This window comes from Mycobacterium sp. P2_H7 (assembly GCF_056403275.1).
Genome location: NZ_JBFUFU010000006.1, coordinates 186,677 through 205,845, shown reverse-complemented (window position 1 = coordinate 205,845; position 19,169 = coordinate 186,677). Strand labels below are relative to the sequence as shown.

Below are 19,169 nucleotides of genomic sequence, written 5' to 3'. Positions count from 1 at the left end.
GAATGGACTGATGTCGCCGCCGGTGCTGCCGCCGATCAAGCCGATGCTGGCCAAGGCCGTGACGGCCATCCCACCGGACGCGATCTACGAACCGAAATGGGACGGCTTCCGGTCGATCTGCTTCCGGGACGGGGCGGACGTCGTATTCGGCAGCCGCAATGAGAAGCCGCTGACCCGGTACTTCCCGGAGCTCGTCGAGGCGGCGAAGGCCGAACTTCCGGAGCGCTGCGTGATCGACGGTGAGATCGTCGTCGCCACCGAGGACGGACTCGATTTCGAAGCGCTGCAACAGCGTATCCATCCCGCGGACAGTCGGGTCCAGATGCTGGCGGTCAAGACGACGGCGTCGTTCATCGCGTTCGACCTGCTCGCCGTGGGGCAGGAGAACCTCATGGACCGGCCCTTCGGGGAACGCCGCGCGCGGCTGGTGGACCTGATGGCCGGGACGGGCCCGCGATTCCACCTGACTCCGGCGACCACCGACCCGGACACCGCGCAGCGATGGTTCGCCGAGTTCGAGGGTGCGGGTCTGGACGGGATCATCGCCAAGCCGGCGACCTTGGCCTATCTGCCGGACAAGCGGGTGATGTTCAAGGTCAAGCATCAGCGCACCGCGGATTGTGTGGTGGCCGGCTACCGGTTGCACAAGTCGGGCGCCGATGCGGTCGGGTCGCTGCTGCTCGGCCTCTACACCGACGACGGCCGGCTGGCCTCGGTCGGCGTGATCGGCGCATTCCCGATGGTGACGCGGCGGGAGTTGATCACCGAATTGCAGCCCCTGGTAACCACATTCGATGATCATCCGTGGAACTGGGCGGCCCAGGCGGCGGCCGACCCGGACCTGGCGCGCCGTTACGGCGGACGTTCACGCTGGAATGCGGGTAAGGACCTGTCTTTCGTCCCGTTGCGGCCCGAGCGGGTGGTGGAGGTGCGGTATGACTACATGGAGGGCGAAAGATTCAGGCACACCGCGCAATTCAATCGCTGGCGGCCGGACCGTGATCCGCGCTCGTGCACGTTCGGCCAGCTGGAGCAGCCGGCGGGTATCAACCTCGACCGCATCATCGCGGGCTTGGCCTAGGCACTCGCCGGATCCCAACCCTGCATGGCCGCGTCCATCTGATCGGGGTTCAGCGCGTCGACCTCCAGTGGGTGTCGGTCGGCCCGATTGCGCATCCCCTCCAGCAGCACCGCCACGTACCGGCGCCACAGCTCGGGCTCCACGTGGCCTGCCCACTCGCTGACGGTGCCGGCCAGCAGTCCGACGATCGGCATGTCCGTGTGTTCGATGTCCGGGCGCAGGTAGCCGTCGTCGCGGGCGCGTTCGACGAGTTTGGTCATGTGCGGGGTCAGCCGGTCGCGGGCGCACCCGACTCCGTCGCCTCCGTAGGCCGTGCTGTAGACCATCTCCCGCAGGCCACGGTCGGTGGCGGTCAGTTCACACATGTGCTGGACGAACCACACGAAGCCGTCCCATGAATCCTGCTGTTGCAGTGCTTCTTCCGCCAGGGCGACCACCTGGGTGATGCCGTCCTCGAAGATGGCGTCGACCAGCTCCTCTTTCGTCGCGAAGCGGCGGTAGACGGTGCCGACGCCGACGTTCGCGTGGTGGGCCACGTCGTTGAGGGTGGCCTCCATGCCTTTGACCGCGAACAGTTCGCGCGCCGCTTCGAGCACACGTTGCCGATTGCGCTCCGCATCCTTGCGCAGCGCTCGCCGTGGCTGATCCGTCATTCGCACCACCTTAGTGACGTGCCTTACTCCCGGGAATAAATGGATTGACCCTATCCACTTATACCCTTAGATTCACTAGCTGGACCGCCTGCTGATTTGTGTGGTTGTCACATCATGAAAGGCCTTCTTTTGATTGCGGTACTCAAGCGCGTCTGGCTGCCCGCCCTCATGGTGGTGGCTCTCGCGGTCGGCGTCGTGAGCGTGTCCCACCTGCGGTCGGTCTTCGGCTCCGACGGCGCGGTGGTGACCCCGGTGGGATCGGACACCGCCGACAAATTCAACCCGAAGGTGGTCGTCTACGAGGTTTTCGGGACCGGATCGACCGCAACCATCAACTACATGGACCTGCAGGGGCTCCCGCAGCGCACCGAAGCGCCACTGCCCTGGACCCTACGGCTGGAGACGACCATCCCGTCCGTCCAGCCCAATCTCCTCGCCCAGGGTGACGGCCAGTCGATCGGCTGCCGCGTCACCGTCGATGACGAGGTCAAAGACGAAAGGACGGCCACCGGCGTGAATGCTGCAACATTCTGCCTGGTGAAGGCAGCATGACGATTCTCACGGACGACACCCCGACCGACGCACTGCCGCCCGCGCGGCACGCCGCCCGTCCCTGGCTCCCGCGCTTGCTCCGGACCTTCTCCATCCCGATCGTGCTGGGCTGGCTGGTCATCGTCGGGCTGCTCAATACCGTTGTGCCGCAGCTGGAAGACGTCGGCAAGATGCGGGCGGTATCGATGAGCCCCAACGACGCCCCCGCGTTGATCGCGACCAAGCACGTCGGCAAGGTGTTCGAGGAGTACGACACCAGCAGCTCGGTGATGATCGTGCTGGAAGGCCAGGACAAACTGGGCCCGGACGCCCACGCGTTCTATGACGAGATGGTCCGCAAGCTCCGCGCGGACACCAAACACATTCAGCACGTGCAGGATTTCTGGGGTGACACCCTGACCGCGGCCGGTGCGCAGAGCATCGACGGCAAAGCCGCCTACGTGCAGGTGTACATCGCGGGCGACCAGGGCGAGGCGCTGGCCAACGAGTCGGTGGAGGCCGTCCGCAACGTCGTGAACGACACCAAGGCGCCCGACGGCGTCAAGGCATACGTCACCGGGCCGGCGGCCACCACCACGGACCAGAACGCCGTGGGCGACGCCAGCATGGAAACCATCGAGATGCTGACGTTCGCTGTGATCACGGTGATGCTGCTGATCGTCTACCGCTCCATCGTCACCGTGCTCATCACGTTGTTCATGGTGGTCGTCGGTTTGTCCTCGGCGCGCGGGATCATCGCATTCCTGGGCTACCACAACGTGTTCGGGCTCACCACGTTCGCCACCAACATGGTGGTGACATTGGCGATCGCTGCGGCCACCGACTACGCCATCTTCTTGATAGGCCGATATCAAGAGGCGCGGCGCGCCGGCGAGGACAAGGAATCGGCCTACTACACCATGTTCCATGGCACGGCCCACGTGGTGCTGGCCTCCGGCCTGACCATCGCCGGTGCCACCTTGTGCCTGCACTTCACCCGGCTGCCCTACTTCCAGACCATGGGCATCCCGCTGTCGATCGGCATGGCGATCGTGGTCGCCGCCGCCCTCACCATGGGACCTGCACTCATCTCGATCGTCACCCGCTTCGGAAAGGTGTTGGACCCCAAGCGCATGGACCGCGCCCGCGGCTGGCGCCGCATCGGCGCGACCATCGTCCGCTGGCCCGGCGCGGTCCTGGTGATGGCCGTGGTGCTCGCTCTCGTCGGGCTACTGACGCTGCCGGGCTACCACACCACCTACAACGACCGGATCTTCCTGCCCGCCGACATCCCGGCGAATGTCGGTATGGCCGCGGCCACTCGGCACTTCTCCGAGGCGAAGATGAACCCGGAACTGGTGATGGTGGAGGCCGATCACGATCTGCGCAATCCGGCCGACTTCTTGATCATCGACAAGATCGCCAAGGCGATGGTGCGCGTGCACGGTATCGCCCAGGTGCAGACCATCACCCGCCCGGACGGCAAGCCGATCGAGCATGCGTCCCTGGCGTACTCGATGAGCCAAAGTGGCACAGGCACTCTCATGAACAACGACTACCAGCAGACAGTGCTGGACAACACGTTGAAGCAGGCCAACGAGATGCAGACCAGCATCGATTCGCAGGAGAAGCTCTACGGCATCACCCTGCAACTGGCCGATGTCACCCGCAGCATGGCCGACAAGATGGACAAGACCTCGGCGACGCTGAGCGACGTGCGTGATCATCTGGCCGACTTCGACGATTTCTTCCGGCCCATCCGCAACTACCTGTACTGGGAACCGCACTGCTACGACATCCCGATGTGCTGGTCGGTGCGGTCGATCTTCGACAGTCTGGACGGCATCAGCCAGATGTCCGATGATTTCCAGGACATCGTGCCGGACCTGCACCGGATGGCGGAGCTGACACCGCAGATGGCGGCCGTGATGCCGGCGATGATCCAGACGATGAAGAACCAGAAGCAGTACCTGCTCAACCAGTACCAGGCGCAGAAGGCGCAGCAGGACCAGAACATCGCCAACCAGAACAACCAGACGGCGATGGGGCAGGCCTTCGACGCGTCACGCAACGACGACAACTTCTATCTTCCGCCGGAGGCGTTCCAGACGGCCGACTTCCAGCGGGGCATCAAGCTGTTCATGTCGCCGGACGGACATGCCGTGCGGTTCACCGTCTTTCATCAGGGTGACCCGTTGACCGAGGAGGGCACCTCACACATCGAGCCGTTGAAGGTGGCGGCGGCCGATGCCATCAAGAGCACCCCGCTGGAAGGTTCCACGGTGTACGTCGGTGGCACCGCTGCCATGTACAAGGATATGCAGACGGGCGCGGACTACGACCTGCTCATCGCGGCCGTCGCCTCGTTGATCCTGATCTTCCTGATCATGGTGGTGCTCACCCGCGCGGTGGCGGCCGCCGCGGTCATCGTCGGAACCGTGGTGCTCAGTCTCGGTGCCTCCTTTGGGCTTTCGGTTCTGATCTGGCAGCACCTCGTCGGCATCCCGTTGCACTGGATGGTGCTGCCGATGACGGTGATCGTGCTACTCGCCGTCGGGGCGGACTACAACCTGCTGCTGGTGTCCCGGATGAAGGAGGAGATCCACGCGGGTCTGCACACCGGGCTCATCCGGTCGATGGCCGGTACCGGATCGGTGGTCACCGCGGCCGGTCTGGTGTTCGCCTTCACGATGATCTCGATGGCGGTCAGCGACCTGGTCATCATCGGTCAGGTCGGCACCACGATCGGCCTGGGGCTGCTGTTCGACACCCTGGTGGTCCGGTCGCTGATGACCCCGTCGATCGCGACGCTGCTCGGCCGGTGGTTCTGGTGGCCGCTGCGGGTGCGCCCGCGCCCGGTTCCGCAACCCTGGCCCCAACCGCGGGTGACCGCACAGGATCCGGCCGTAGGGTGAATCGCCGGTCGGGCCGGCGATGACATTGCCCGGCGTCGGTGGTCTACGTGAGTATGGATTGCGTGGATCTCCCCGTCTCACCACCGGTCGACCCGATGCTCGCCAAGGCTGCCGTCAAGTTGCCCGATGACCCCGGGGTGTGGTCCTACGAACCGAAATGGGACGGCTTCCGGGCGCTGGCCTTCCGGGACGGCGACGACGTGGTCCTGCAGTCGCGCAACGGCAAGGAGCTCGGCCGGTACTTTCCCGAACTGCTCGACGCGATGCGTGACGAACTCGCCGACCGCTGCGTGCTGGACGGGGAAGTGGTGGTGCCGCGGGAAGTGGACGGCAGGATTCGGCTGGACTGGGAGTCGCTGAGTCAGCGGATCCATCCCGCCGCCAGCCGCATCGCGATGCTGGCCGAGCAGACGCCCGCGCATTTCATCGGCTTCGATGCGTTGGCCGTCGGCGACCGTTCGCTGCTCGCCGAACCGTTCCGGACCCGCCGCGTTGCGCTCATCGGAGCTGTCACCGAGAAGAAGTGGTGTCACGTCACCCGCACCACCACCGATCCCGTCGTCGGCGGTCAGTGGCTGGACACGTTCGAAGGCGCAGGCCTGGACGGCGTGATCGCCAAACGCCTCGACGGTCCCTATCTGCCGGGCAAGCGCGAGATGGTGAAGGTCAAACACCATCGCGACGCCGACTGCGTGGCGATCGGCTATCGCATCCACAAGAGCGGTGAGGGGCTCGGCTCGATCCTGTTGGGCCTCTACCGCGAGGACGGCGAACTGCAGATGGTCGGCGGTGCCGCCTCGTTCACCGTCAAGGCCCGGGCGAGCCTCTTGGCCGACCTGGAACCGCTGCGTGAGGGCGAGGCCCGCGACGGCGATCCGAGTCGGTGGAACTCGGCGGCGGACAAGCGGTGGGTCCCCGTGCGTCCGGAACGGGTATGTGAGGTGGCGTATGACCAGATGGAGGGCAGTACCGCCCACGGGCAGCGGTTCCGGCACGCGGTGAAGTTCCTGCGCTGGCGGCCGGACCGGGACCCCGCCAGCTGCACGTTCGACCAACTCGATGCGCCCCTGCACTACGACCTGTTCGACGTCCTGGAGAAGGGCGTCTCGGGCGAGCGCAGCGAAGGGAGAGGATGACGGATGGCCACACCCGCGGAGGAACTCGACGTCGACGGTGTCGCCGTCCGGCTGACCAGCCCCGACAAGGTGTACTTTCCCCAGCCGGGCTACACCAAGCGCGACGTCGTCGACCATTACCTGGCGGTGGCCGACCGGATGGTCGCCCTGCTGAAGGACCGGCCCACGCATCTGCAGCGCTTCCCCGATGGCATCGAGGGGGAGGAGATCTACCAGAAGCGGGTGCCGCAGAAGCATCCGGACTATCTGGAGACCTGCACGGTGACGTTCCCATCCGGCCGGACCGCGGACGCCCTCAAGGTCACCCACCCGTCGGCGATCATCTGGGCCGCGCAGATGGGCACGGTGACGCTGCATCCGTGGCAGGTCCGCTGCCCGGATACCGAACATCCCGACGAGTTGCGGGTGGATCTCGACCCGCAACCGGGTACCGACTTCGCCGATGCTCGCCGTATCGCCGTCGACGTGCTCAAACCGGTCCTCGATGAGCTGGGCTTCGTCGGGTATCCGAAGACCTCGGGTGGCAGGGGCGTGCACGTCTTCATCCGGATCAAGCCGGATTGGGACTTCATCGAGGTACGCCGCGCAGGCATCGCACTGGCCCGCGAGGTGGAACGCCGCGCCCCCGACGCCGTCACCACCTCGTGGTGGAAGGAGGAGCGGGGCGAGCGGCTGTTCATCGACTACAACCAGAACGCCCGGGACCGCACGTTCGCGTCGGCCTATTCGGTGCGCAAAACGCCGATCGCCACGGTCTCGATGCCACTGACCTGGGCCGAACTGGCCGACGCTGATCCTGACGACTACACCATCGCGACGGTGGCGGCGCTGGTGGCCGAGCGCGACGACCCGTGGGCGGGCATCGAGGAGACGCCGCATTCACTGGAGCCGCTACTGGAGATGGTGCGGGTCGACGAGGAAGCCGGCCTGGCGGATCTGCCGTACCCGCCGAGTTACCCGAAGATGCCCGGTGAACCGCCCCGGGTACAACCCAGCAAGAAAGTCGCGGCCCATTGGGACGCCGACGGGAACCCCGTGCCCGGCGGGGCCTAGCGCAGCGGCACGACCGTCGCGGGAACCAACAGGTGGGAAGCGCTGTCCAGCGCGTCCAGGTGCGACGGCACGGTGGACGCCGCGGCCACCGAGCTGAATTCGACGGCGCCCAGCAGCAGCAGAGGCCACAGTGCCCCGGCCACCGCGCTGAGCGCGAACTGGTACGGCACCGGCTCATGCTTGGAACCGATGTGCCGGCTGGCCACATAGATGACCACAGCACTGAGCGCCCAGCCGACGAGATAGGCCGCAATGACGGTTTGGACCACGATGTCTCCCCCTTGCCAGCGGGGCGGGCTGTTGCATCCATGCACAGCTGCGGGCCGCAGGTCGTTACGCCAAATGTAGCGCCGAGACGCAGCGTGGGAAAGTCTTCCGCTGCCTACTCAGAGGCGACAATTAGCAGGTCAGCGGCCTTCAGTGAGTATTCAGCAACGGGATGTGCTGTTGCCCAGGCAACTACTTTCGGTTGAGTCGGCGATCAGTTCAACGGGGTCGGCCGGGTTTGGCGGGTGGCGTCGAGGTGTGCTGGCGCCGTGATGTGAGCGGGCGTCAATTCATGTCGCTGTGCGGTGCCGAGCGGCAGGCAAATTTCGCGGCGGGCCGCGTCGAGCGGACGGAGGTGCGTGCGGGACAGTCGCTCGGTGCCGCCGCGTGCCGTGCTGGGAGTTCGCGCGCTGGGCGGGTCGGCGCGCCCGTGTTGGGCCGGCGCCGACTTCGGTTGTGGCGCAGCGTCGCCGAGCGTGCGTGAGCGGTTCCGCGGTGTCGCCGAAAGGCCCTATGGCAGTGTCGATTTCAAGATCACATCGGCCTGTCTGAGCGCCGTCGCCACCAGGCCTGCCGCACCCGCGGCACGCCGTCGCGGGTGATGGTCCCGGATTGCCGCGGAACCATTCTTTGCCCATGAGCGGCGCCGGCTATGCACGCTCGGTCAGCCGGTCGAAAGCCGACCGGCCACCGGCACATGCGATCGGCGACGATCGATGAGCTCGTGATTGCGGTGTCAATCACCGACGGGGGATGGACGGCTTTACAGTGCCACAGGAATCGGGTCGGCCGCGAGATCAACGGCAATTTTGACGAATACGTCACATTTTGTCGCCGATGCTTGCGCGAGCAACGCACGGCCCACTCAGGTGACGCATCTGCAAATTTCACAAAGATTTTTTTTCGACGGCGTGGCTACGCCTCATGCGGGGGCGTGTCGTGCCTCCCGGACGGGTCAGTCGCCCGCCGTCAGGGTGGCTTTCCCGACCTGCTGCTGTCCTGCCCGGTCGATCCAGGTCAGCCCGATCACGTCACCTGGGTAGTGCCGGTCCAGCACGGAGGTCAGCGTGGTGGCGGAATCGAGCTGGATGCCGTCGAGGGTCAGGAGCACGTCGCCGTTGGCGAGTCCGGCCCGCTCGGCCGGCCCGCCGCGCAGCACTTCGTGCACGAGGACGCCGGGGAAGGCCTCGTGCTGCTCGGCCGTGCTGACGCCGACACCCAGCAGCGTCGGCGGACCGATGTGCACGGTGTCGGACGGCGCCGCGGCGCGGATCTGATTGGCGATGGCCAGTGCGTCGTTGATGGGGATGGCGAATCCCTCCCCGCCGGGGCCCATCCGGAAGTTCACCGACGCTGCGGTGGTGATGCCGACGACCTGCCCGGCGCTGTTGACCACGGGTCCGCCCGAGTCGCCGGCCCGCACCGGCGCGGCGATCTCGAACAGGCCGGTCATCTGATTCGCCGACCCGGTGAGCTCGTCCTCGGCACTGATGGTGCGCCCGAAGGCGCTGATGGTGCCGGTTTCCCTGGTCAGAGGGGAGCCGGACCCGCGTGCGTTGCCGAGCGCGACGACGGGGTCGCCGATGGCGAGCTGGGCCGAATCACCCAGCGGGGTGGCGGGCAGGCCGCCGGCGCCGCGCAGCTGGATCACCGCGATATCCCGGCGGCGGTCGAAGCCGACGATGTCCGCGGCGAACGGCCGGCCGTTGACCGACGTATTGATGGTGTCCGCACCCTGGATCACGTGATAGTTGGTCATCACCTGGCCGTTGGCGTCGAGAACGATGCCGGTACCGGTGCCCATCACATGCTGGTAGTCGTTGGTGGTGTCGATGCGCACCACGGACGGTTCGACCGTCGCGATGGCACCGGACAGATCTTCGGGTGCGGCCGCGGCGGGGGCGGCCGGCAGAACGGCCACGAGTACCGCGATCAGGGCCGTGAGCCACCGTCGGGAGTGGAACGTGCCCATTCGCCGCCTTCCGGAGCGCCAGAGGTGTCCCTCAATATTGACGGTGCGACCGGAAACTGTCGACGTAGCGACACGCAGGCGCTCAGTCCTCGACGGCTATCCCGCTACGAGTACGGCCACGCCGTGCTTTTCCGGCAGGCCGGCGATTGCGCAGCTTGCTGCCACCGGCCTCGGTTTCGGTATCGGTACCGTCGGCTTCTTCGTTACCGGCGACGGATTCCGTATCCGTCGCGGTCGCGTCGCCGTCGGCGGCCACCTCGGCGGTTTCGGTCTCGTCCGGCGCGTCGGCAGGCTCGGATGTGTCCGAAATCTCGTCTTGGCCGCGGCGGCTGTTCTTCTCCGCTTTGATCTTGAGCGGCTTCGGCGGTGGCGGCGGCAGCTCGGCCACGAAGGCGAGGTAGAAGGCGAACGCCCCCAATAGGGCGATCGCGGCAGCGGCGCCGTAGATGCCGAACAACCACTGGCCGGCGCTGTCCAGGCTGAGCCAGATCTCGCTGATGCCGGCGCCGGCGATGAGCACACCGGCCAGCACATGCGCGACGATCGACCACACGCGCAGCGACAAGGCCAGGGTGGGCGTGCCGAGCCCGGGCTTACGGGTGCGTGACCAAGTGAGGAACACGGGCAGGGCGCTCAACGCGACCAGCACACCGCACACGATGCGCATCGCGGTGCCCAGGGTGTGCGGCAATTGGCCGGTCAGTTCGAACCAGCGCGGCAGTACGAAGAAGAAATACAGGGCCGCCGCGAGCAGAAGAGACGTGGCGTGCCACAGCACCGCGATCCCGCGCCGCATGGTCCTCCTTGAATCGGTGGGCCGGGGTGCGACCAGGTCGATCGTCTGGTGACAATCGCCGGGTCGCGCCCCGGACCGAGCGCGGAGGATAGGGGATTTGAACCCCTGAGGGCTATTAACCCAACCCGCGTTCCAGGCGAGCGCCATAGGCCACTAGGCGAATCCTCCGTCGGCAATCGTAGCCGACCGTCGGGAGTGGCCCGACCACGCCAGGGTCGGCGCACTCTGTGCTAGTTCCCCCGGTCGCTCCGCTCCACCCCCTGGCAGGGGACTACACTCACTCACCGGACCCCGCGCGGCGTCCATCCTGTGAACTCCCCCAGGGCCGGAAGGCAGCAAGGGTCAATGGGCTCTGGCGGGTGCGCGGGGTCCCCTTTGTCTCGACTTGTCTTGACGGCTTTGAAAGGCCCGCAGTGTCGTTTGAGTCCCTCGGCCGTGACGAACTGGCCGCCCAGCATGACCTGCAGCAGCAGAATTACGCCGCGCTGAAAGCCAAGGGGCTGGCCCTCGACCTGACTCGGGGTAAGCCGTCGCCCGCTCAGTTGGACCTGTCCAACGGCCTGCTGTCGCTGCCGGGACCCGATTCCTACCGTGACGCGGACGGTACGGACACCCGCAACTACGGCGGGCTGCACGGCTTGCCGGAACTGCGGGCGATCTTCGGTGAACTGCTCGGGATCGCGGTGCCCAACCTGATCGCCGGCAACAACGCCAGCCTGGAGTTCATGCACGACGCGGTGGTGTTCTCGCTGCTGCACGGCGGCGTGGACTCCCCGATGCCGTGGGTGAACGAGCCGGTGGTGAAATTCCTGTGCCCGGCTCCCGGCTATGACCGGCACTTCGCGATCACCGAGAGCTACGGCATCGAGATGGTTCCCGTGCCGATGCGTGAGGACGGCCCGGACGCCGACCTCATCGAGGAACTCGTGGCCGCCGACCCGGCGATCAAGGGCATGTGGTGTGTGCCGGTGTTCGCGAACCCGACCGGGGCCACCTATTCCTGGGAGGTCGTCCGGCGGCTGGTGCAGATGAAGACGGCCGCCCCCGATTTCCGGCTGTTCTGGGACAACGCCTACGCCGTGCACACCATCACCACCGAATTCACCCGCCAGGTCGACGTGCTCGGACTGGCCGCGGCGGCCGGAAACCCCAACCGCCCGTTGGTATTCGCGTCGACGTCGAAGATCACCTTCGCCGGCGCCGGGGTGAGTTTCTTCGGTGGCTCACTCGGCAACATCGCCTGGTATCTGCAGCACGCCGGGAAGAAGACCATCGGCCCGGACAAGGTCAACCAGCTGCGGCACCTGAAGTTCTTCGGCGACGCCGACGGTGTGCGCCTGCTGATGCAGCGGCACCGCGCCTTGCTGGCCCCGAAGTTCGCGCTGGTCGCGGAGATCCTGGAGGACCGCCTCGGGGAGTCCAAGATCGCCTCGTGGACCGATCCCAAGGGCGGCTACTTCGTCAGCCTGGATGTCCTGCCAGGAACGGCGAAGCGCACCATCACGCTGGCCAAGGACGCGGGTATCGCCGTGACCGCCGCTGGGGCCGCCTTCCCGTACGGAAAAGACCCCGAGGACAAGAACATTCGGATCGCCCCGAGCTTCCCCGGGGAGTCCGACCTGCGCGAAGCGATCGACGGGTTGTCGACGTGCGCGCTGCTCGCGGCCACCGAGTCGCTGCTGACTCGTGATTAGTCGCACCCGCTCGGTAGCCTGCTGACCGTGGCGCTCTACCGGAAGTACCGACCCGCAAGCTTCGCCGAGGTCGTCGGGCAGGAGCATGTCACCGCACCGCTGTCGACGGCACTGTCGGCCGGTCGCATCAACCACGCCTACCTGTTCTCGGGGCCGCGTGGGTGCGGCAAGACGTCGTCGGCGCGCATCCTGGCCCGCTCGCTCAACTGCGAACAGGGCCCCACCCCTACGCCCTGCGGGGTGTGCGACTCGTGCGTGGCGCTGGCGCCCAACGGGCCGGGCAACGTGGACGTCGTCGAGCTCGACGCCGCCAGCCACGGTGGCGTCGACGACACCCGCGAGCTGCGGGACCGGGCCTTCTATGCCCCGGCCCAATCGCGCTACCGCATCTTCATCGTCGACGAAGCGCACATGGTCACCACCGCCGGATTCAACGCGCTGCTCAAGATCGTCGAGGAGCCGCCGGACCACCTGATCTTCGTCTTCGCCACGACCGAACCGGAGAAGGTGCTGCCGACCATCCGGTCCCGCACCCACCACTATCCGTTCCGGCTGCTGGCGCCCAAGACCATGCGTGGCCTGCTGGAGCGCATCTGCCACGACGAGGGCGTGACGGTGGATGACGCCGTCTACCCGCTGGTCATCCGGGCCGGCGGCGGATCCCCGCGCGACAGCCTGTCGGTGCTCGACCAGCTGGTGGCCGGGGCCGACGGCAATCGGGTGGTGTACCAGCGCGCCCTGTCGCTGCTGGGCGCCACCGACGTCGCGTTGATCGACGACGCCGTCGACGCCCTCACCGCGGGCGATGCCGCCGCCTTGTTCGGCGCGGTGGAATCGGTCATCGATGCGGGCCACGATCCGCGCCGCTTCGCGATCGATCTGCTGGAGCGGTTCCGCGACCTCATCGTGTTGCAGGCGGTACCCGATGCCGCCGACCGCGGTGTCGTCGATGCGCCGGTCGATGTGCTGGAGCGGATGCGCGAACAGGCCCACCGGCTGGGTTCGGCGACGCTGGCCCGCTACGCGGAGGTGGTGCACGCGGGGCTCGGCGAGATGCGCGGGGCGACCGCGCCCCGGCTGTTGCTCGAGGTGGTCTGTGCCCGGTTGCTGCTGCCCTCGGCCAGCGATACCGAATCGGCTCTGCTGCAACGGATCGAGCGCATCGAGACGCGACTGGATGTGTCGGTCCCCAACAGTGAGCTGAACCCGCCGCCACCGGCTCCGGTGACCCGGCAGTTCGTCCGGCCCAGTCGTACCGACCAGGAACCGCACGCACCCGAAGCCGAGTCGGCTCCGGTCCCCGAGCCCACGTCGCCACCGGTCCCCGAGCCGACGCCGGTGCCGGCACCGGTGCCCAGGCCCGAGCCGGTGCCAGAGCCCGTACCCGAACCGGCGCCGGCTCCCGAACCGGTGCCCGTAGTGCCCGAACCGGTTCCCGCGCCCGCCCCGGCGGCCGTGGTGCCGCCCGCACCCACCCCCGAGGCCGTCGCGGTCGGTGAGCCCGACGCGGCCGCGGTCCGGAGCATGTGGAACACGGTGCGCGAGAAGGTCAATGGCCGCAGCAAGGCGCTCAACGCGATGCTCGCCGACGCCATCGTGCGCACGGTGGACGGCGGCACCCTGGTGCTCAGCCACCCGGCCCCCAGCCTGGTGAAGCGCATCGCCGAGTCGAAGAACGCCGAGATCATCCGGGAATCGATCAAGGATGCGCTCGGTGTGGACTGGCAGGTCCAATGCGTGCCGGACACCGGTGAGGCGGTACCGGCCCCCGGCGCAGGGCCCGCCGCCGCGCCGGCCGATCCCGCGGTCGAAGAGGAACGCATGCTCGCCGAGGCCAGCAACGACACCTCCGAGGTGGTTCGCCGCGACCCGGAAGAGGTGGCCATCGAACTGCTGCAGACCGAGTTGGGCGCCCGTCGCATCGACAAGGGCTGACGTCTCCGACTTTGCTGTGAGCCCTTCCCTGGAATGGCGCCGGCCTCCGCTCTGTTAGCCAGTACCTGCCCTCTGCACGCTAGAGTCGTGTCCTAGCTATAGCTACGACTTGGGAGCATGTGTGGGCAGACGGGAATATCGGTTCGCCACCAGCTCGCTGCGCGAGGGCCGCTTCATGCGCGTCTTCATGGCCGTGGTGGGTCTGTCGTGCCTCGGTCTGGCCGGACTCGGATTCATCGTTCAGTTTCACCCGGCCGGCCCGTCCGGCACCGTGGCGCGGGTGGTGCAGGCCGCGGTGATGGTCAGCGCCGCCGCCGTCGGGGTGCGCTGGCTGCGCGGACCGTGGCCGACGTTCGGTCAGGCGGTTGTCTTCGTGGTGTGGGCGAACGCCGCGGTCGCGGCCACGGCGATCACCATGTCCACGCCGTCAGCGCGGCTGTGCGCCACGCCGTACCTGGGGCTGATCGGCGTGTACGTCGGGTTCATCCTCGGCGTGCGAATCCTGCGGGCGCACTGCGCGTTCGGTGCTCTCCTCATCGGTGGTATCAGCGCCTGGGCGGTGGCCTTCGAACACCGTAGTCTGTTCGGCCTGTTCATCTACTTCATGCCGGCACTCACCTGGGTGGTGGTGATCCCGCTCGCCGGTTCGGTGCTGATCGAACTCGGCAGGCGTGCCATCGTGCGCACGGTGCGTTCGGCCCACCGCGACGCCCTCACCGGACTGCGGAACAGGCGGGGCATGCATGCCGCGGTCGGGACCGTGCTGGCGCGCGATGCACCCGTCGTCGTGGTGACGGCGGTCTGCGATATCGACCGGTTCAAACAGCTCAACGACGACGGCGGGCACGCCCTCGGGGATGCGGCGCTGGTGGCCCTGGCCGACCGGTTGCAGAGCGTGGCGCTGCCTGGCGAGATCACCGGGCGGATTGGTGGTGACGAACTGGTGCTGGTGGCGTTCCTCGACGGCCTCGACGTCGTACCCCAACTGGTGGACCGGCTGACACCGCTGACCCGCGTGCAGACGGCCGGGGCAGAGTTCACCGTCAGTATCGGGGTCGCCGCGATGTCGTCGTCGGCGCAACACTTCGCGGTCGATGATGTGGTCCGCCATGCGGATTCGGCGATGTACGACGCCAAGCGGTCGGGCGGTGGGGCGTGCGTCGTCTACGCTACGGATTCCACCACGGACGCAGCGGTAGGCCGTTCCCGCCCCGATCGTCCAGCTTGACCGCCAGAACCTGGTGCAGCTGAACGATATTCGATTCGAAGCCCCAGCGTGACCCGGCCATGTACAGGCCCCACACCTTGGCGGTGGGCAGCCCGACCTCGGCCACCGCCTCGTCCCAATGCTCGACCAGGTTGCGGCACCAGTCGCGCAGCGTCATCGCGTAGTGTTCGCGGAGATTCTCCTCGTGCACGACTTCGAGCCCGACGTCCTGTGCCTCGGTGATGAGGCGTCCCGAGCCGGTGAGTTCCCCGTCGGGAAAGACATACCGGTCGATGAATCCCCCTGCGTTGGAACCGGTCCGGTTGTCCGGACGGGTGATGCAGTGGTTCAGCAGCAGCGCACCCGGGCGCATCTTCGATTGCAGGAACCGGAAGTACGACTGGTAGTTGGCCACGCCGATGTGTTCGGTCAGCCCGATCGAGGACACCGCGTCGAAGTCCGATTCGGATACGTCGCGGTAATCGCAGTGGCGGACCTCGGCGAGGTCGGACAGCCCCTGGTCCACGACGGCTTTCTGCGCCCACGAGGCTTGTTCGGCCGACAGCGTCACACCCAGCACCTTGACCCCGTGCCGGGCGGCGTAGCGGACCATCCCGCCCCAGCCGCAGCCCACGTCGAGCAACCGGTCGCCCGGTTGCAGGCGTAGTTTCTCGAACACCAAGCGGTACTTGTTGTCCTGCGCCTGTTCGAGGGTGGCGCCCTCATCCGGATAGCACGCGCAGGTGTAGGTCATCGAGGGGCCGAGTACCCACTCGTAGAACGTATTCGACACGTCGTAGTGGTGGTGGATTGCCTCGGCATCGCGGGTCTTGCTGTGCCGCAGTCCCTCTACCGTCCGGCGCCAGCGGGGCAGTGCCTCCTGCGGAGGTGGGGCGATGGGCAACAGATGCTCCACACCGATGGAGGCGACGATGTTGGCCAGTACCCGTGCCGGTGGCCGCTTGAAGTGCATTTTGTCGGTTAGTGCCCTGAGGAGCTGGTACGGATCGCCGGGATGCACACCCAGCATGTCCAGGTCGCCGGCCACGTAGGCGCGGGCCAATCCGAGCTCACCGGGTGAGGTGGCCAGGTAGGTGGTGCCCCGGGGCGTCTTGAGATCCAGCCCGACGGGTGCGTCCTCGGGGCCGGCCGTGCTGCCGTCGTACGCGGTGAATTTCAATGGGAGTTCGCCCGCAGCAACGATTTCGAGGATCTCGGCCAAGCTGAATCGGCCGGTGGATGCCGCTGACCGGTCCTTGTACGTGGTCACTTTCGTTGCACCGCCTTCGCATACAGGTCGAGCAGTCGGGAATCGGGGTCGTAGGTCTTCTTCACCGTCCGGTACGCCGCGCCGCCGTAGAGTGCGTCGAAGTCCTCCACCGAATAGAAAGCGTCCGAGTACAGCGATTTATGCCCGTCGAGTTCGCCGACCTTGTGTTCGATGAGCTTGTTGGTCTCCCCTTCGGTCGCGCCGGCCGGCACCGAGGACCAGAAACCGATGTTGAGGTAGGTGTGGTGCGGGCGGATCGGATACAGCGGCCACCCGGTGTCGCCGCGTAAACGTAGTGGGCACAACCAGATCGGTTCGATGGGCACGTGTGTCAGGAACCAGCGCAGGTACTCCGCGGCCCGGCCGATGGGCACCTCGACGTCCTGCACCACCCGCTCCAGTGGCGGCCGGCCGTGCCGCTTCTCGATGCGATCGGCGATGTTGAACCGGCGGTCGTAACCGATGAGCTTCCAGTAGAAACTGCTGCGGCGATAGCGGCGTGGCCATACCCGGCGCGCGATCGGATGCTGGGCGCCGAAAGCCCTTGAACACCAGAACCAGTCGGTGTCCCACCGCCACAGGTAGTCATGGATGGTCAGTCGGTCGTGTTGCTCGCCGCGCGGATGCTGGATGGAGCGGTAGTAGATGTGCCGGCCGGTGTAGTCGCTCACCGGTCCCGGGGTGGCGGTCTGCACCCCGAGGCACAGGTAACTCTCATCGGCGCTGAAGACCACGCCGTCGAGGTAGTCGGCGGGCACACCGTCGTGCCCGCCGGTGTCGATGATCCGCTCCATGGCGGCAATGAGGTCCTCGATGGTGTGGAAGCGCAGGTGGCGCAGGCTGACGAACGGCTTCACAGGTTCGAGCTCGATCTTCAGGCGCACCGAGTAGCCCAGCGTGCCATAGGAATTCGGGAAGGCATGAAAGAGATCGGGGTACCGAGTTCTGCTCGCGGTGAGGATTTCGCCTGCGCCGGTCAGAACGTCGAGCTCCAGAACGGACTCGTGCGGCAACCCGTTGCGGAACGAGGCGGACTCGATGCCCAGCCCGGTGACGGCGCCGCCGAGGGTGATCGTCTTGAGCTGCGGCACGACCAGTGGTGACAACCCGTGCGGCAGTGTGGCCGCCACCAGATCCTCATACGTGCACATCCCGGACACGTCGGCGGTGCGCGCCTGCGCGTCGACGCCGATCACGCCCGTCAGGCCGGAGGTGTCCAGGCCTTTGGCCGTGCTTTTCGCGCGCGAGCGGAACAGGTTGGACGTGGGCTTGCCAAGGCGCACAGTGGCTGTCGCGGGGATGGCGCGGTAACTGTCCAGCAGCCGCTGCACCCCCGCAGCATGGGCCCCATGTGCGTCGGTCACAACAACAGACACACATATACGCTAGTCCTCGGTCGCCGACGACGCGACCGCACACACTGGGGGCACGCCCCTTATATGACACGGGAGTTTCTCACATGGGACAGGTCAGCGCGTCCAACACGGTGTTGATCGAAGCGACGCCGGAAGCGGTGCTCGCCGCCGTCGCCGACTACCAGACGGTGCGGCCGAAGATCCTCTCCTCGCACTACAGCAACTACCAGGTGCTCGAGGGTGGCCAGGGGGCGGGCACGGTCGTGACCTGGAAGCTGCAGGCCACCGAGTCTCGCGTGCGCGACATCAAGGCGACCGTCGACGTGGCGGGTAAGACCGTCATCGAGAAGGACGCCAACTCGACACTGGTCACCAGCTGGACGGTGGCACCGGCGGGCACCGGGTCGACGGTGACGGTCAAGACTTCGTGGCAGGGTGCGGGCGGCGTCAAGGGATTCTTCGAGAAGACGTTCGCGCCGCTGGGCCTGCGCAAGATTCAGGACGCGGTGCTGGCCAACCTGAAGAAGGAAATCGAGGGCTAACTCACACCGGACGCCAGGTAGGTGACGATGCCGCGGACGATGGCGTCGGCGTATTTCTGGCGTCCGGACTCCGTCTCCATCTGGGCGGAGTCGGCGGGGTTCTTCATGTTGCCGCACTCGACGAGGATCGAGGGGTACTGCGCCAGGTTCAGCCCGGCGATGTCCGAGCGCGCGTCCAGGCCGCCGGAACCGATGTAGTTGGCAGGCGGGATGCCCGATCCCTGGATCTGATCCCGCATCACCTGCGCGAACTGGATGGCGGGACCGGCCTGGGCGGTGTTCAGCGGCGGCGACGAATACAACACGTGGAAGCCGCGGCCGTTGGCCGGCCCGCCGTCGCCGTGGATGCTGACGATCGCGTTGGGGCGGATCGCGTTGGCCATCGCGGCGCGTTCGTCGACGCAGGGGCCCAGCGCATCGTCGTTGCCCCGGGACATCGCGGTGCGCACCCCGAGTTGGGTGAGCGCGGCCCGCACCCGCAGGGTGGTGTCCCAGGTGAAGCTGTGTTCCGGATAGCCGGAGTTGCTGCTGGTACCACTGGCCTGGCAGTCCTTGGTGCCGCCCCGTCCGGTCGGCACCTGCCGGCTGATCGACGCGTCGTTGGCACCGTTGTGACCGGGGTCGAGGAAGACGATCTTGCCCGCGATGCTGGCCGGAGCGGCGGCAGCGGGGACAGAGCCGGCGGCGGACAGGGTTGCGGCGATGAGCAGTGCCGTGGCGCCGACACGCAAGCTGTTGGGGACGTGCACGGCGCCACCGTAA

Annotated in this window: 17 protein-coding genes, 1 tRNA gene and 1 other RNA gene; 11 read left to right on the top strand and 8 right to left on the bottom strand. The window is 67.0% G+C overall.

Annotation, left to right across the window (positions count from 1 at the left end):
• Window positions 1–10 precede the first annotated feature (10 nt).
• Complete coding sequence (locus AC1DY7_RS09580) at window positions 11–1,081, top strand: ATP-dependent DNA ligase (protein WP_477493433.1); 1,071 nt, start codon at window positions 11–13, stop codon at window positions 1,079–1,081.
• Here the strand turns inward: AC1DY7_RS09580 and AC1DY7_RS09575 are convergent.
• Complete coding sequence (locus AC1DY7_RS09575) at window positions 1,078–1,734, bottom strand: TetR/AcrR family transcriptional regulator (protein ID WP_477493432.1); 657 nt, start codon at window positions 1,732–1,734, stop codon at window positions 1,078–1,080. The genes AC1DY7_RS09580 and AC1DY7_RS09575 overlap by 4 nt on opposite strands.
• 129 nt (window positions 1,735–1,863) lie before the next feature.
• On the opposite strand from AC1DY7_RS09575, the gene AC1DY7_RS09570 reads away from it, so the two are divergent.
• The 4 genes from AC1DY7_RS09570 to ligD are packed head-to-tail and all read left to right on the top strand — an operon-like array spanning window position 1,864 to window position 7,369.
• Window positions 1,864–2,286, top strand: a complete 423-nt coding sequence (locus tag AC1DY7_RS09570) for an MmpS family transport accessory protein (protein WP_477493506.1) — start codon at window positions 1,864–1,866, stop codon at window positions 2,284–2,286.
• Window positions 2,283–5,180, top strand: coding sequence for an MMPL/RND family transporter (locus AC1DY7_RS09565; RefSeq protein WP_477493431.1), 2,898 nt, complete (start codon window positions 2,283–2,285; stop codon window positions 5,178–5,180). The genes AC1DY7_RS09570 and AC1DY7_RS09565 overlap by 4 nt, the downstream gene beginning before the upstream one ends.
• Before the next feature lie 53 nt (window positions 5,181–5,233).
• Window positions 5,234–6,316, top strand: coding sequence for an ATP-dependent DNA ligase (locus AC1DY7_RS09560; protein WP_477493505.1), 1,083 nt, complete (start codon window positions 5,234–5,236; stop codon window positions 6,314–6,316).
• Window positions 6,317–6,319: 3 nt separating this feature from the next.
• Complete coding sequence (ligD, locus tag AC1DY7_RS09555; RefSeq protein WP_477493430.1) at window positions 6,320–7,369, top strand: non-homologous end-joining DNA ligase; 1,050 nt, start codon at window positions 6,320–6,322, stop codon at window positions 7,367–7,369.
• On the opposite strand, the gene AC1DY7_RS09550 is transcribed toward ligD, so the two are convergent.
• The gene (locus AC1DY7_RS09550; protein ID WP_477493429.1) at window positions 7,366–7,638 is read right to left on the bottom strand and encodes a hypothetical protein; all 273 of its coding nucleotides are present in this window, start codon (window positions 7,636–7,638) and stop codon (window positions 7,366–7,368) included. The two genes, ligD and AC1DY7_RS09550, sit on opposite strands and share 4 nt — an antisense overlap.
• 357 nt (window positions 7,639–7,995) lie before the next feature.
• Here AC1DY7_RS09550 and AC1DY7_RS09545 point away from each other — a divergent pair, with 357 nt between their 5' ends.
• Entirely contained in the window at window positions 7,996–8,238 is a 243-nt protein-coding gene (locus tag AC1DY7_RS09545) for a hypothetical protein (RefSeq protein WP_477493428.1), read from the top strand.
• A 353-nt stretch (window positions 8,239–8,591) separates the two neighbouring features.
• Here AC1DY7_RS09545 and AC1DY7_RS09540 read toward each other — a convergent pair whose 3' ends face one another.
• The 3 genes from AC1DY7_RS09540 to AC1DY7_RS09530 all read right to left on the bottom strand — a co-directional run bounded on the left by AC1DY7_RS09540 (window position 8,592) and on the right by AC1DY7_RS09530 (window position 10,572).
• Complete coding sequence (locus AC1DY7_RS09540) at window positions 8,592–9,608, bottom strand: S1C family serine protease (protein WP_477493427.1); 1,017 nt, start codon at window positions 9,606–9,608, stop codon at window positions 8,592–8,594.
• A gap of 82 nt (window positions 9,609–9,690) precedes the next feature.
• The gene (gene lucA, locus AC1DY7_RS09535; RefSeq protein ID WP_477493426.1) at window positions 9,691–10,404 is read right to left on the bottom strand and encodes a lipid uptake coordinator LucA; all 714 of its coding nucleotides are present in this window, start codon (window positions 10,402–10,404) and stop codon (window positions 9,691–9,693) included.
• An 82-nt stretch (window positions 10,405–10,486) separates the two neighbouring features.
• Window positions 10,487–10,572 (bottom strand) — tRNA-Ser (locus AC1DY7_RS09530).
• A gap of 114 nt (window positions 10,573–10,686) precedes the next feature.
• Here AC1DY7_RS09530 and ffs point away from each other — a divergent pair.
• The 4 genes from ffs to AC1DY7_RS09510 all read left to right on the top strand — a co-directional run bounded on the left by ffs (window position 10,687) and on the right by AC1DY7_RS09510 (window position 15,261).
• Window positions 10,687–10,783: signal recognition particle sRNA small type (ffs, locus tag AC1DY7_RS09525), an RNA gene on the top strand.
• A 34-nt stretch (window positions 10,784–10,817) separates the two neighbouring features.
• Complete coding sequence (locus tag AC1DY7_RS09520; protein WP_477493425.1) at window positions 10,818–12,098, top strand: aspartate aminotransferase type Ic; 1,281 nt, start codon at window positions 10,818–10,820, stop codon at window positions 12,096–12,098.
• A 27-nt stretch (window positions 12,099–12,125) separates the two neighbouring features.
• Window positions 12,126–14,033, top strand: a complete 1,908-nt coding sequence (locus tag AC1DY7_RS09515) for a DNA polymerase III subunits gamma/tau (protein WP_477493424.1) — start codon at window positions 12,126–12,128, stop codon at window positions 14,031–14,033.
• A gap of 121 nt (window positions 14,034–14,154) precedes the next feature.
• Window positions 14,155–15,261 carry a GGDEF domain-containing protein gene (locus tag AC1DY7_RS09510; RefSeq protein WP_477493423.1) on the top strand — a complete coding sequence of 369 codons (1,107 nt, stop codon included), beginning with the start codon at window positions 14,155–14,157 and terminating at the stop codon, window positions 15,259–15,261.
• Here AC1DY7_RS09510 and AC1DY7_RS09505 read toward each other — a convergent pair.
• A complete protein-coding gene (locus AC1DY7_RS09505) occupies window positions 15,203–16,510 on the bottom strand; it encodes a class I SAM-dependent methyltransferase (RefSeq protein WP_477493422.1) in 1,308 nt (435 codons plus the stop codon). The genes AC1DY7_RS09510 and AC1DY7_RS09505 overlap by 59 nt on opposite strands.
• Window positions 16,507–17,886: an FAD-binding oxidoreductase gene (locus AC1DY7_RS09500; RefSeq protein ID WP_477493421.1), complete on the bottom strand. Its 1,380-nt coding sequence runs from the start codon at window positions 17,884–17,886 to the stop codon at window positions 16,507–16,509. The genes AC1DY7_RS09505 and AC1DY7_RS09500 overlap by 4 nt, the downstream gene beginning before the upstream one ends.
• Window positions 17,887–17,969: 83 nt before the next feature.
• On the opposite strand from AC1DY7_RS09500, the gene AC1DY7_RS09495 reads away from it, so the two are divergent.
• Window positions 17,970–18,407 (top strand): SRPBCC family protein, encoded by a 438-nt coding sequence (locus AC1DY7_RS09495; protein WP_477493420.1) that lies wholly within the window; start codon window positions 17,970–17,972, stop codon window positions 18,405–18,407.
• Here AC1DY7_RS09495 and AC1DY7_RS09490 read toward each other — a convergent pair.
• Window positions 18,404–19,156, bottom strand: coding sequence for an Rv3717 family N-acetylmuramoyl-L-alanine amidase (locus AC1DY7_RS09490; RefSeq protein WP_477493419.1), 753 nt, complete (start codon window positions 19,154–19,156; stop codon window positions 18,404–18,406). The genes AC1DY7_RS09495 and AC1DY7_RS09490 overlap by 4 nt on opposite strands.
• Window positions 19,157–19,169: the final 13 nt, after the last annotated feature.